We start from the raw sequence: 12339 nt of genomic DNA, 5'->3' as shown, positions 1-12339 counted from the left end.
GACGCAAGTTAGGCTGTAATTCGACTCAAGTTACGAGGTAATTCAATACAAGTTACAACGCTATGTCATGGAACCCCATTTTAGCTTATCGCGAAACAGCGTAATCAGTTGATTGACTACACCAGACAGGAAACAAAAAGAAGACCGATGCACTCGGTCTTCCTATATCGCTTATTGCAGGCCTTCAAGTCATGGTAAACGATGAATCATAACGTATTTCCTTTCGTTTCAGTGCGTTTTTTCAATCTTTCAGGCCTATGATACAATTCATCCCAAAAACGCGCTTGCATCAATTTCTAAGCCCTTTAGCACCGGTAAGGAAAGCCTTTGCAGAGCCGAAGCGCAGAAACATGTCAAGACGCACGGGCACATGATTGGCATCATCGGTTACATAAAAGTCGACCAAGCGCTTGTATTTGCCGTCTGTAAGTTCGAGATAAGCCAATCGTAAGCACTGATACTTTTGTCCGTTATCCGCCTTTACGGTTGCTCTGCCATCGAAACGAAGTTGTGCAGGCGTGCGATCATCACCGTCGACAATCGGAAAGTTGACCACATTGCCCTTCTTCCAATTGGCAGGATCGAACGAACGTGCACGCATAAAGATACTCATCATGTCGTAAACGCAGTCGCTATAACTATGTTTAGCCCATGTGTGTGAACCGTCGTTATGCTGGCGGTGCTGGCGAACATTGGTCTTTCCACTGCCATAACTATAGTAAACTTCATCCACAGTGTAGCGCTTTCCCTCGCGTGCACCCTTGCGAAAATAAAGCGGTTCCAAGTCTAAGGTATTATAACAGAGCAGCGTATCACGCAGCACAAAGAAGTTATCAAGCTGGCCGTTGCCACGCGTTGTAAGGCTGCAGCGATAGGCAGGCTTGCCATCATAACGGCTCTGCACGGTGTACATGCTGGCTGTTCCAGCCTTCACCCACACGAATTTCCAATTGTAATAGAGGTTATACGACAAGAATTCGCCCGACTTAAAAGCCGTGTTGCGGAAAGAACAGTTGCCTTCTTGCGCCTCAACAGCAGTCGAAAGACTGCACAGCAACATGGCTATGAGAACACAACGCCTTACAATTGCTGCACGATGCGGCATCATGCAATAATGCTTTTTTATATATTTCATTCGGTCTACCATATTTTCTTAAGTTATACATTACATGTTTCCTTGTCCGTAAGTGATGCCCAATTGCTTGGCACGTTCGGCATTTCGCCGCTTCACCGTCTTCTGTTTGTCGGCCTTCTGCTTGGTGATTTGCTCGGGTTTCTGGAGATAAAGCGGCGTCGAAGTAGGGTTCCAACGCTCTGTCATGTCCCATTTGGCCTTGCATTCTATCTTTCCCGGATAGTAATATACAGCCTCGGGCTGACGGTTTGCAGCATAATCTCCGGTGTCCCACATGCCATTATGGTTTGCATCTACAAAGAGACGAAGATAATAAGTATCGGGTTTCAGATAGTAAAACTCGGCTTGATGATCCTCGGCCTGCACCTCTTTGACGACGTTATCATTGCGGTCGAGCAGCTGAACGATGCAGGGCTGACCGTCCATTCCTGTCAACGTAATGAGCAATGTGCTGTATTCGTCATTGTTCTTCACCTTGAGTCCCTGCTTGAACTTGGCCGTCACAGCCCCATAAATGTCTGTAAAAGCCATGCTATCTATTTCAAGACTGTACTCCTGCCCAGGCTTCCATTCACCTAAAAGCTCGTATTCCATGCCGTGTTCCAGTGAGTCTGGTCTCACCATCCGCCCCTCGGCATTGCGCCTGGCCACAGGCTGGAAAAGGAAATGCGAACGATACCATAGGGTATCTATCTTCGTATAGAGGTGGATTTTGGTCGTATCTACGTGCGCAAGTGGTGTTTTAAACTGTAGCTGAACATTCTTATCGGGATCGAGTTCACTTGAACTTTTAATGCTCATCGCCAATAGTTCACGCGGCATTTCGGTCAGATAAGGCTCTCCCTTCTTCTTAGCACGCTCCTGTTGCTTTTGCCATTTCTCATAAGTAGCCTTTCTTTGCTTCATTCTTCGCTCGTAAGGCTGTTTCGAAAGCACCTCCATGGTGTCAGTGTTCGTGACGAGTTGTCCCAAAGAATCGGTCATGAGATACGACATTTCCATGCGAAGCGTATCTTGATTGACAAGTGCCGTGTCACGCAGCCAATAGTCGATGGTGTCTCTCTTGACGTTGGGAATGACCACAAAAGCATTATCTGCATTGAAATTCAAGCCTTTTATACGAGGCAACTCGGCATTTCCATAACTGAAATTCACCGCAAAATGATTGGCTTCATTACGCGTAACGCTCAGCAGATAACGGTTGGTCAGCGTTTCGTTGAAGGCACGCAGCGTGATATCATCAGGCAGGAAGTGGGTATATCCCACGCGCTTAATGTCGGCAATATGCAGAGAGTCGGTCCATAAAGTGTCTTGTCGGATGTCGCCCTTCATTGAAGTTGTGATGGTATCATGATTGAAAGCAATCATCTCACTCTTTTGAGTGAACTGATAGTTTCCGTCCATATCCTGCAACGCATACACCCGATAAGAGCCTTGCTTGACACCCTTGATGACGAAATGTCCACGACTGTCCGTCCTGCTTACACGCAACATCGGCAGCTTCTGAAAGGCAGAATCGGCTTGATTTGCATAGAGTCCCACGAGAATTCCTTTCACTGGCTCGAGGTTCTGGGCTGCAACCACATAGCCAGACACCTCCATTGTGTCGATCTCTGCACCCGTAGAGAAGCTGTAAGTGTAGTTTCCGAGCGGGTTTCCCTCGTTATTATCACTGATTGCATCACTGAAGTCAATCGTGTAAGTTGTGTTAGCTTTGAGCGAATCGAGCAGCTTCACTTCAATTGATTTGCCTGCAGCCTTGATTTCGGGAGTTTCCAATTGCGGTGGAGAAACAATCACATTCTCACTCGGATTGTCTATTTTGACGAACTCATCAAAACTGATTTTCACCTTCCTGACTTTCACATTGATGTCTTTATCGGCCGGCGTTGCCCCGATAACTCTTGGCGGAGTCTCATCATACCAGCCGCCATCAGGGTTTCCCATGCGTGCACAAGAGGTGAAACCTCCCCCTACCCCTCCCAAGGAGGGGAGTATAAAGCACAAGAGAATGCGTATCTTTTCCTTTATCTTTCTTTGATTTGACGAGGTAATCATCTGCTTTATCTTCATATATTTCCGTTTTTTCACCGACCAACTGCAATCAGAAACTCCCTCCCTTCGGGAGGGTCGGGGTGGGTTAGAGACGTTCATGGGAGGTCTTCATCACCTCTTCTATCACCTTTCTGCTGTTGCTCAACCGCGGTATCTTATGCTGTCCGCCGAGCTTTCCCTTAGCTTTCAGCCAGTCGTTGAATTGCCCTTGGCGCGCTTCGATAACCTCTAAATGCTGCAAAGTGACGTCATGGAAGCGCTTTGCCTCGTAATCACTGTTGATTTCCTGCAGCTTTTTATCCAGCAAATCGGCAAAATGTTCGAGGGAATCAGGGGCTTTTGCAAACTCAATAAGCCACTGATGACGGCATTTCGCCTTGCTGTCCATGTAGACAGGAGCGGCAGTATATTCGCTGATTTCAGCCCCTGTTTCCTTGCAGGCATAGGCCAATCCCTTCTCTGCATTGTCCATAATCAGCTCTTCTCCAAAGGCATTGATGAAGTATTTGGTGCGACCTGTGATGATAAACTTATAGGGATTCGTGCTCGTGAAACTCACGGTGTCGCCAATAACATAGCGCCACAGCCCGCAACTTGTTGTAATCACCATGGCATAGTTAATGCCCTTCTGCACACCCTCAAGTGGAATGATTGTCGGATTGTCCGTGCCATACTCGTCCATGGGAATGAATTCATAGAACACATCATAATCGGTCATCAGCAAAAGACTCTTGTCTTTCGGGTCACTTTGAATGCCGAAGAAGCCTTCACTGGCGTTGTAAGTCTCCATATATTGCATCTTCCCGCTCGTGATAAGCTGTTCATATTGCGGGCGATAAGGCGTGAAAGCAATGCCACCATGAAAGAAAACTTCAAGGTTGGGCCATACTTCTTCAAGGTGTTTCTTGCCGGAAAGCTCCATGACACGCACCAAAACACTCAGCATCCAACTGGGAACACCCGAGATATTCGTCACGTTCTTATGGAGGCATTCGCGTGCGATGAGGTCGCGTTTCACCTCGAAATCACTCAGCAAAGCCGTCTTCTTCTTCGGCACACGCACGAGATTTGCCAGCGGATTTATATTCTCTATGAGGATTGCACTGAGGTCTCCGACAAGCGAACCTGCCACATTATAATTCGGAGAATGACTGCCACCGAGGATTAAACCACGCCCATCAAAGAGTCTGCTTTGCGGGTTGTTGCGCAGATAGAGGGCTACAACGTCGGCGCCACCTGCATAGTGGATATGGTTCAATCCGTCTTTAGAGACAGGAATAAACTTGCTCTTGTCGTTGGTCGTTCCCGATGACTTGGCATACCATTTGACACGACCCGGCCACAAGACATCAGCTTCTCCGTGGCGCATACGGTCGATGTCGCCCTTGAGTTCCTCGTAGGTAACGACGGGAAGCCTATGGGCAAAGTCTTCATAATGACTGCTCTGCACGCCGAACTTGCGTCCATACTCCGTCTGACTGCCATGTTCAACAAGACGCTTCAGCACTTTCTGCTGCATCTTCACGCCCTCTGTGGCATAGCGTTCCAAATCTTTTTGTCGTGGCAGGAACAGCTTTCCTGCTATGCTTGTCAAACTCATTACTTCAAAAATCGGTTTATCATGCAAAAGTAACGCTATCTTTTGGAATAGCATAAGGATTTGTTTTTTTTTATTTTCTTTTAGGGCTTTCCTCTCTATAAATAAGAAATCATCTCCTTTCCCCATAATTTTTTACCCCCAAAACAGGGCTTTTTCAGAACTTACTACTTTCTAAAAAATTTACCGAAATTATGACATCAAATCCTGTCCTGCATTGTTCTGTTTTTCCGTAAGCAGCTTCTTGGCTCATGATTTCTTGTCTTTTATCCTGCAATCTGCATCATTTCAGTGCGCAATCTCAGTCATATCACCTCGCATTCTGACGCAGATTACACGCTCATCTGACGCAAATGACAACGCATTCTGAGGCTTATTGCAAGGCCGTTTGCAACAAGGCATGAAAAAAGGGAAAGCTCCAACCGACTTTCCCTGGGGCAAAGATAATCATTTTTTGAGGCGAATGCAAATCCATGACCAAATAAATTTACAAACAACCCATGCTTCAAGCCTCAACAGGAACATCTTCTCCCCGACCCCACAAAAGTCAAAGCGTTTGCTTTTTTCTTATCGCTTTCATTGCAAACCTTACATTATTTGCTTATATTTGCAACGTTATGAACAAACTTTCAAGACTGAAATATTTCATGACCTTCGGCATTTGGAATCGGGAGGAGCATGAGAACGGCTGGTGTAAACGCACAGGACTCAACGTCGTGCGCAAGATGTATATGGCCATAAGACTGTTTATTGAGCGCGGACATGTGGACTATGCCACTCAACTTTCATTCAGTACAATCCTTGCTATCGTGCCTATCTTCGCCATGATCTTTGCGATTGGGCGCGGTTTCGGACTCTCCAAATACATCGAAACATGGCTCCGAAGCACCTTAGACAGCCAACCGCAGGCCGCCGAGTCAATCATCTCGTTGGCCGACTCCTACCTGCAGCATGCACAGACAGGCCTGTTTATCGGCATCGGTCTGCTGTTCATGCTCTATAGTGTGCTGAGTCTTATCTACAATGTAGAGAATGTTTTCAACATCATCTGGCAAGTAGAAAGGAAGCGATCTGTCGGCAGGTTTCTGGCCGACAACCTGTCGATGATGTTCCTTGTTCCCGTGATTATCATCGTCATGTCGGGGGTAAGTATCATCGCAAACACCACAACCGACCACCTGCAGGCATTCATCATCCTCGGCCCGATAGCACGCATTTTGGTAAAACTGCTGCCTTTCGTAGTCCTGACGCTTATCTTCATAGCCCTCTTCGTGGTGATGCCCAACACGCGGGTGAAGTTCTCCGCGGCCGTAGGTCCGGCGATATTGGCAGCCATATTGATGCTCCTCGTGCAGTGGGGCTACGTGCACGGACAGCTCTTTCTCTCGGGCTATAACGCCGTATATGGGTCGCTTGCCGCCCTACCCCTGTTCATGTTGTGGATGCAGATATCGTGGTATATCTGTCTGTTCTGCGCCGAACTGTGCTATATGAACCAATATCTCGACTATTATGAATACATGATCAGTCCCAAGGATATCAGTGAGGCGAACCGCCGAAAGATAGCACTTCTCGTGATGCGGCACATCATCAAGCGCTTCAGCGAGGGTCGACCTGCTCTCACGGTGCTTGAGATAAAGCAGCTCACGGGCATTCCTATCCGTCTCGTCTGCGATGCCCTTACACGGTTGGAACACGTGAAACTCGTTACCGTTGTGGGCAACAGCAAAGACGAAGACACGCGCTATCAACCGGCACAGAGCCTGAACCACCTGCGCATGGGGCGCATTGTGGAACTCTTGGACAATGATTCGCCCGACCGACACAAGAATAATCACATCGACATCAGCTCCACATTAAACGACGAAGCAGCACAAGAAGTGCGCCGGGCACGTGAGGAATTCATTCAAAAACTCGATGATATCAATGACTTATAGCCAGCTATGGCGGCGTCTGCTGCCTCTTTATGACGAGCGGGAAGCCAAGGCTGTCGTGAGAACGCTATTGGAAGAGAGGTTCAATCTCACGCTGACCGACCTCTATACCGACGGACTTGACCGCCTCACTGACGAGGAGAAAGTGCGCATGGAAACGCTGATCGAGCGGTTGGAAGCAGGCGAACCGGTGCAGTATGTCGTGGGAAAAGCCCGCTTTTGTGGCCGTGATTACATGGTTGCTCCAGGTGTACTTATCCCACGTCCCGAAACAGAAATGCTTTGCAAGGAGGTCATTTCAGCCTACAACAGGCCCTATTGTGCCCTTCAACCTCCCGAACCTTTGCGTGTGCTCGACATTGGAACGGGCAGCGGTTGCATTGCTGTCACACTCGCACTCGACCTTTGGAACAGCACGGTTACGGCCTGGGACATCTCCGGAGACGCCTTGATAATAGCAAGAGAGAATGCACATCGGCTGCAAGCTCACGTGAATCTTGAGCTGCAGGATGCCTTAAACCCTGACGAAATGGCTCTCAATGCACTGCCTTTCGACATCATCGTGTCTAATCCTCCCTATATCTGCATTCGCGAAAGCAAGGACATGGCGAAGCATGTGCTGGCACATGAGCCTCACACGGCCCTCTTTGTGCCCGATGACGACCCACTTCTTTTCTATCGTTCCATTGCCCATTACGGTCTCTCCCACCTCAGACCATCCGGCATGCTCGCGTTTGAAATCAATCCCATTTATGCCGAAGAGACATGCAAGATGTTGGAGCATATGGGCTATGAACAAATCGAAAGCAAGGAAGATCAGTATGGAAAGGAGAGGATAGTGATAGCCCGAAGAACCTGATACCCACCCCAACCCTCCCCAAGGGAGGGAGTGTGAGCTTGAGAAAAGGCAGCACAAAGCGGCTGATACCCACCCCGGCCCTCCCCAAGGGAGGGAGTATCAGCTTGAGAAAAGGATGTATAGAAAGGCGTTTTCCTATCTTATTACGTAACAACATATAAATAATTATTCATAAACAAAATACAAGTAGCCTCATTCAGCGGCTCCCCTCTCCTTGGAGAGGGGGTGGGGGTGAGGCTTCATTTTCTTCTCATGACCGAACAACAAGCCCGACTTCGCTTAGCTTCTCTTTGTGCTAAAGGCGAACACTGCACGCAGGAAATGCTCGAAAAACTCAGGAAATGGGAGATAGAAGAGGATGCACAAGCACGCATCATGGCCTATCTCACCGAACATCATTTCATTGATGACAGCCGATTTTGTGAGGCTTTCGTCAAGGATAAGATACAATATAACGGCTGGGGAAGGCGAAAAGTGGAGCAAGCGCTCTACATGAAAGGCATTCCCCGCAGTGTTTCTGACCCCATACTTGACGAAATTCCCGATGAGATGTACCTTGAAAAGCTGCGTCCTCTCATTAAACATAAGTGGCCAACCATAAAGGCTCGTAATGAATATGAACGCTCCATGAAACTCATTAAGTTTGCCATGGGACGCGGATTTGACGTGCGACTCATCCGCCAATGTATTGACGATGCCGACGAACTATTAGATGATTAGCTTCTTAGATAGGTTTTCCGACCTCATAGCACCACGCCTGTGTGCTGTCTGTGGCAGTCGGTTGACTGTTTCAGAAAAGGTGATTTGCGCCCCATGCAACCGCCATTTGCCACGTACCGACTATGCTCTTTCGCCACTTGACAACCCACTTTGCCGCATTTTCTGGAAACAAGTGCCCATTGAAAAGGCTGCCGCTTGGTTCTATTATTCGGCAAAATCGCCTGCCAGTCGCGCTATTTACGACCTTAAATATCATCACCGCGCAGCCATTGGTCACTATTTTGGCGATATGATGGCATGCGAAATGCAGGCTAACGGCTTCTTTGAAGGTATTGATTTGCTTATCCCTGTACCACTCACGAAAGGCAGAATGCGCGAGCGTGGCTATAATCAAAGCCTGCTTATTGCCGAAGGTGTGGCACATATCACACACATTCCAATTGAAAACAAAGTGCTGAAACGCATACGTTTTGACGGCAGCCAGACTCAACAGAGCATCGAACTGCGCCGCGAGAACGTAAAAGATGCCTTCCGATTGCAGCATCCGGAGCGCATCGTTGGGCGTCATCTGCTTCTTATAGACGATGTCATCACCACCGGTTCCACGATGCTTGCCTGCTCAAAAGAACTCGCCAAGGCAGGCGATATCAAAGTAAGCGTGCTATCGTTAGGGTTTGTGGGGAGATAAAAGTGATACCCACCCCTGACCCTCCCCAAGGGAGGGAGTACTATATTGCGTGCATTTAGCAAGTGTTCAGTGGCTTTTAAAGTCTGTGAAAGCAGCCAAATATAAATAGAACAATGCACCAATAAGGTTTTCATTCATATTCTTAATTATCCACTAAACACTGTTTATTCAACCAAACTTCATACTTTTCATTCTTCATTCCACATTCTTCCTCATGTTCCTTGGGTGGTGATTAAGGATTTCTTCACGCAGAGTTGTCGTGTCGATATGCGTATAAATCTCGGTGGTTCCGATGCTCTCATGGCCCAGCATGGCTTGAATGGCTCGCAAATCAGCACCACCTTGGAGCAGCGCAGTGGCGAAACTATGGCGCAGGGTGTGGGGAGAAATGGTCTTCTTTATACCCGCTTCTTCTGCCTGTCGCTTGATCATAATGAGAATCATGGTGCGAGTGAGGTGATGACCACGACGGTTCAAGAACACAAAATCCTCTTCACCGGGTTTGATATTGAGGTGAACACGGTCGGTAAACCACAGTTGAAGTTCCTTAATAGCACGTGGAGAAATGGGCACAAGCCGCTCTTTCGAACCCTTGCCGAGCACGCGAATGAAGCCGTCATCAAGGTAAAGTTGGGAGAGTTTCAGGTTGACAAGCTCCGAAACTCGCAGTCCGCAGGAGAACAACACCTCGATAATGGCGCGGTTACGCTGGCCTTCCGGCTTACTGAGGTCTATGCTCTGCTCCAGCATATCGACTTCAGTTGTCGACAGAACCTCGGGTAAATGCTGTCCCAAAGCAGGCGATTCGAGCAGTTCTGTGGGGTCAGTTTCGATGTAACCATCAAGTAAAAGGAAGCGATAAAACGAGCGGATACCACTCAAGATGCGTGATTGTGAGCGCGGACCAATTTGAAACTCGTGCAAGGTAGCTGCAAAATGCTGCAGATCTTCAAGCTGCAAAGCCGTCATTTCGAGTCCTTCGCGCCTGCAATAGTCCATGAGCCACGTGATGTCATGACTGTAGGCATCGAGCGTGTTCTGTGAATAATTGCGCTCTAACTTCAGATAACGCAGGTAAGACTTCAGCACATTGGCACTGCTTTTCTTGTCGGTTTCCATTTATTTTATTATTTTTGCTGCTGCAGGAACGTGTAAGAAACGAGCGCTTCTGCTCTCTATTACGTCCTTACTTCTGCAAAGATAAATAAAAAAAACGAATATATGAAGATACAAATCATCAATGGGCCCAACCTCAACTTGCTTGGGAAGCGCGAGCCCGACATTTATGGTAACCGCTCATTCGAGGACTATCTGTCCACACTTCAGGCGCGTTTTCCCGATATTGAGCTTCATTATTACCAAAGTAATGTTGAAGGTGAGCTTATCAACAAACTTCAGGAAGTGGGTTTCAGCATTGACGGTATCGTGCTGAATGCCGGAGCCTACACCCACACGAGCATTGCCTTGCAGGATTGTATCCGTTCACTGAAGTGCCCGGTTGTCGAGGTTCACATCAGCAATGTGCATCAACGGGAAGACTTCCGGCATCATTCTTTCCTCAGTCCGGCCTGTCTCGGCGTCATCTGCGGCTTCGGCTTGCACGGCTACGCCATGGCTATTGACGGCATTATTGCCCATAAATCAAAGGTGGAATAGGGGATGAACAGACACGGAGAACAGCAGTTTGCAGCGCTTCAGCAGGTGGAAGAGCCTCTCAACGAATATATCTCGGCGCATATCGACCCCGAAGACGACTATCTTTACCGCCTCTATCGCGCCACAAATATCCACACTATCCACGGTCGAATGGCCAGCGGACACATTCAAGGACGCCTATTAAAGATGCTCGTCACGATGATTCGACCGAAGCGCATCCTTGAAGTGGGCACGTTCAGTGGCTACAGTGCGCTCTGCATGGCCGAGGGATTAGACGACGACGGCAAGCTCTATACGTTTGAAATCAACGACGAAATGGAAGACTTCACACGGCCATGGATAGCGCAATCTCCCGTTGCTGACAAGATCATCTTTACCATTGGAGACGCCAACTTGCTGGCACCACAGCTCGGAATTACCTTCGACATGGCCTTCATCGACGGTGACAAACGCACCTATATCGAGACTTATGAAATGGCGATGAAGCTGCTCCGAGTGGGTGGTTTCCTATTGGCCGACAACACATTATGGGATGGTCATGTCATTGATTCAGCCTACGATCACGACCAACAGACACTCGGTATACGCGCATTCAACGACCATGTGCAGGCCGATCAACGCGTGGAGAAAGTCATTCTGCCCCTGCGCGACGGACTTACCCTTATCCGAAAAATCAAAGAATAACCCTAAACAACCCTTCACAACCCATGGGAAGAAACAAATTCTCACAACAGGAAATCAATGAAATCGGTAAGTTGCTGCGCCTGAAGAATGCAGGAAACCGCCTTAAACAAAAGCTGATACGTCATGATTTGCGCGTAGGCTACGAATTTAATATCTCAGATTTCAACGAACCCGGTAAGGCTTTTGGCGAAGAAGAACTGCAGGAAGCCATTCGTCGTGGTGCAATCCAAATCCTCGATGAGGGCACCATAGCCGACATGAAGGCCAAACGTGCGCGCGACAAAGCCCGCGATGAGGCCGCAAGAGAACAGCAGGCACTCGACAACGGAGCCACCGACTGGAAGGAAGCCATGAAAGAATGGGATGCATGGCAGCAGGAAGAAGAAGCTCGCTGACAGGGAATTTGCGCATGAGAGTAGGGGAGAAGTGCCGCTTGAAAAGGCCATTTCCATGTTCAAGCAATACTTAATAAAATAGGGTATAAGTCTTCTTGCCTGATCCGTAAATTCTGCTCGTGTGGCCATCTGCATCAAGTCAGCTTGTAACTTGAGTCGAATTACAGCCTAACTTGCGTCACTTCAGCGCGTAACTTGACGCAAGTTACATGGTAATATGACGCTAATTACACGGTGTTTTGACGCAAGTTGCAGGCTCATCTCTCGCCTGCTATCTTACCACATGGTCATTATGATGAAACAATAGGGTGAAGAGTACCACATGATATAGTATAAATTGCCTCACGATTTAATAGAGATTGTCAAATGATTGGGTATATATTGTTCTACGAACTACCTATCATTATACGATGACAATGGAGGTTGTGTTGTGCGATGAGTGCCATGTTGGGCTATCCCGACTTTCGTTCCTATGGATGACAATGGATATTATACTGTACGATGAAGCATTTTTCATGTAATAACTGCATAGTAGCTATACTTTTGAAAGTGTGGCAAGATAACAGGCAAGATATGAGCCTACAACGTAACTGCGTAGCAGTTATGCTTTTGAAAG

General features: G+C 47.9%; 11 protein-coding genes. 7 read left to right on the top strand and 4 right to left on the bottom strand.

Features of this window, described 5'->3' with window-relative positions:
• Positions 1-289: 289 nt before the first annotated feature.
• The 3 genes from HMPREF2983_RS09440 to HMPREF2983_RS09430 form a co-directional block, all read right to left on the bottom strand.
• Positions 290-1105 carry a DUF3108 domain-containing protein gene (locus tag HMPREF2983_RS09440; RefSeq protein WP_070667873.1) on the bottom strand — a complete coding sequence of 272 codons (816 nt, stop codon included), beginning with the start codon at positions 1103-1105 and terminating at the stop codon, positions 290-292.
• A gap of 60 nt (positions 1106-1165) precedes the next feature.
• A complete protein-coding gene (locus HMPREF2983_RS09435) occupies positions 1166-3208 on the bottom strand; it encodes an Ig-like domain-containing protein (RefSeq protein ID WP_070667872.1) in 2043 nt (680 codons plus the stop codon).
• Between the two features lie 67 nt (positions 3209-3275).
• Positions 3276-4790, bottom strand: a complete 1515-nt coding sequence (locus HMPREF2983_RS09430; RefSeq protein WP_070667871.1) for a GH3 auxin-responsive promoter family protein — start codon at positions 4788-4790, stop codon at positions 3276-3278.
• A 614-nt stretch (positions 4791-5404) separates the two neighbouring features.
• Here HMPREF2983_RS09430 and HMPREF2983_RS09425 point away from each other — a divergent pair.
• From HMPREF2983_RS09425 to HMPREF2983_RS09410, 4 genes are all read left to right on the top strand, one after another.
• On the top strand, positions 5405-6724 hold the full coding sequence (locus tag HMPREF2983_RS09425; RefSeq protein WP_004373267.1) for a YihY/virulence factor BrkB family protein: 1320 nt from the start codon (positions 5405-5407) through the stop codon (positions 6722-6724).
• Positions 6714-7580, top strand: coding sequence for a peptide chain release factor N(5)-glutamine methyltransferase (gene prmC / locus HMPREF2983_RS09420; RefSeq protein ID WP_070667870.1), 867 nt, complete (start codon positions 6714-6716; stop codon positions 7578-7580). Before HMPREF2983_RS09425 ends, prmC begins: the two co-directional genes overlap by 11 nt.
• 252 nt (positions 7581-7832) lie before the next feature.
• Positions 7833-8300: a regulatory protein RecX gene (locus HMPREF2983_RS09415; RefSeq protein ID WP_070667869.1), complete on the top strand. Its 468-nt coding sequence runs from the start codon at positions 7833-7835 to the stop codon at positions 8298-8300.
• On the top strand, positions 8293-8988 hold the full coding sequence (locus HMPREF2983_RS09410) for a ComF family protein (protein ID WP_070667868.1): 696 nt from the start codon (positions 8293-8295) through the stop codon (positions 8986-8988). The genes HMPREF2983_RS09415 and HMPREF2983_RS09410 overlap by 8 nt, the downstream gene beginning before the upstream one ends.
• A gap of 195 nt (positions 8989-9183) precedes the next feature.
• On the opposite strand, the gene xerA is transcribed toward HMPREF2983_RS09410, so the two are convergent.
• Positions 9184-10107, bottom strand: a complete 924-nt coding sequence (gene xerA, locus HMPREF2983_RS09405) for a site-specific tyrosine recombinase/integron integrase (protein WP_070667867.1) — start codon at positions 10105-10107, stop codon at positions 9184-9186.
• 102 nt (positions 10108-10209) lie between these two features.
• Between xerA and aroQ the strand changes: the two genes are divergently transcribed.
• The 3 genes from aroQ to HMPREF2983_RS09390 are packed head-to-tail and all read left to right on the top strand — an operon-like array spanning position 10210 to position 11723.
• Positions 10210-10644: a type II 3-dehydroquinate dehydratase gene (gene aroQ, locus HMPREF2983_RS09400; RefSeq protein ID WP_070667866.1), complete on the top strand. Its 435-nt coding sequence runs from the start codon at positions 10210-10212 to the stop codon at positions 10642-10644.
• Between the two features lie 3 nt (positions 10645-10647).
• Complete coding sequence (locus HMPREF2983_RS09395) at positions 10648-11328, top strand: O-methyltransferase (RefSeq protein WP_070667865.1); 681 nt, start codon at positions 10648-10650, stop codon at positions 11326-11328.
• A gap of 23 nt (positions 11329-11351) precedes the next feature.
• Positions 11352-11723 carry a hypothetical protein gene (locus HMPREF2983_RS09390; RefSeq protein ID WP_070667864.1) on the top strand — a complete coding sequence of 124 codons (372 nt, stop codon included), beginning with the start codon at positions 11352-11354 and terminating at the stop codon, positions 11721-11723.
• Positions 11724-12339 lie beyond the last annotated feature (616 nt).

Source organism: Prevotella sp. HMSC077E09 (assembly GCF_001814685.1).
Taxonomy (GTDB): Bacteria; Bacteroidota; Bacteroidia; order Bacteroidales; family Bacteroidaceae; genus Prevotella; species Prevotella oris.
This window is presented reverse-complemented; position numbering and strand designations above follow the sequence as displayed.

Coding starts and splice junctions, on each gene's coding strand:
- prmC (WP_070667870.1), top strand. CDS start 6,714: ATGACTTATAGCCAGCTATGGCGGCGTCTGCTGCCTCTTTATGACGAG.
- HMPREF2983_RS09440 (WP_070667873.1), bottom strand. CDS start 1,105: ATGCCGCATCGTGCAGCAATTGTAAGGCGTTGTGTTCTCATAGCCATG.
- HMPREF2983_RS09430 (WP_070667871.1), bottom strand. CDS start 4,790: ATGAGTTTGACAAGCATAGCAGGAAAGCTGTTCCTGCCACGACAAAAA.
- xerA (WP_070667867.1), bottom strand. CDS start 10,107: ATGGAAACCGACAAGAAAAGCAGTGCCAATGTGCTGAAGTCTTACCTG.
- HMPREF2983_RS09410 (WP_070667868.1), top strand. CDS start 8,293: ATGATTAGCTTCTTAGATAGGTTTTCCGACCTCATAGCACCACGCCTG.
- HMPREF2983_RS09390 (WP_070667864.1), top strand. CDS start 11,352: ATGGGAAGAAACAAATTCTCACAACAGGAAATCAATGAAATCGGTAAG.
- HMPREF2983_RS09435 (WP_070667872.1), bottom strand. CDS start 3,208: ATGAAGATAAAGCAGATGATTACCTCGTCAAATCAAAGAAAGATAAAG.
- HMPREF2983_RS09395 (WP_070667865.1), top strand. CDS start 10,648: ATGAACAGACACGGAGAACAGCAGTTTGCAGCGCTTCAGCAGGTGGAA.
- HMPREF2983_RS09415 (WP_070667869.1), top strand. CDS start 7,833: ATGACCGAACAACAAGCCCGACTTCGCTTAGCTTCTCTTTGTGCTAAA.
- HMPREF2983_RS09425 (WP_004373267.1), top strand. CDS start 5,405: ATGAACAAACTTTCAAGACTGAAATATTTCATGACCTTCGGCATTTGG.
- aroQ (WP_070667866.1), top strand. CDS start 10,210: ATGAAGATACAAATCATCAATGGGCCCAACCTCAACTTGCTTGGGAAG.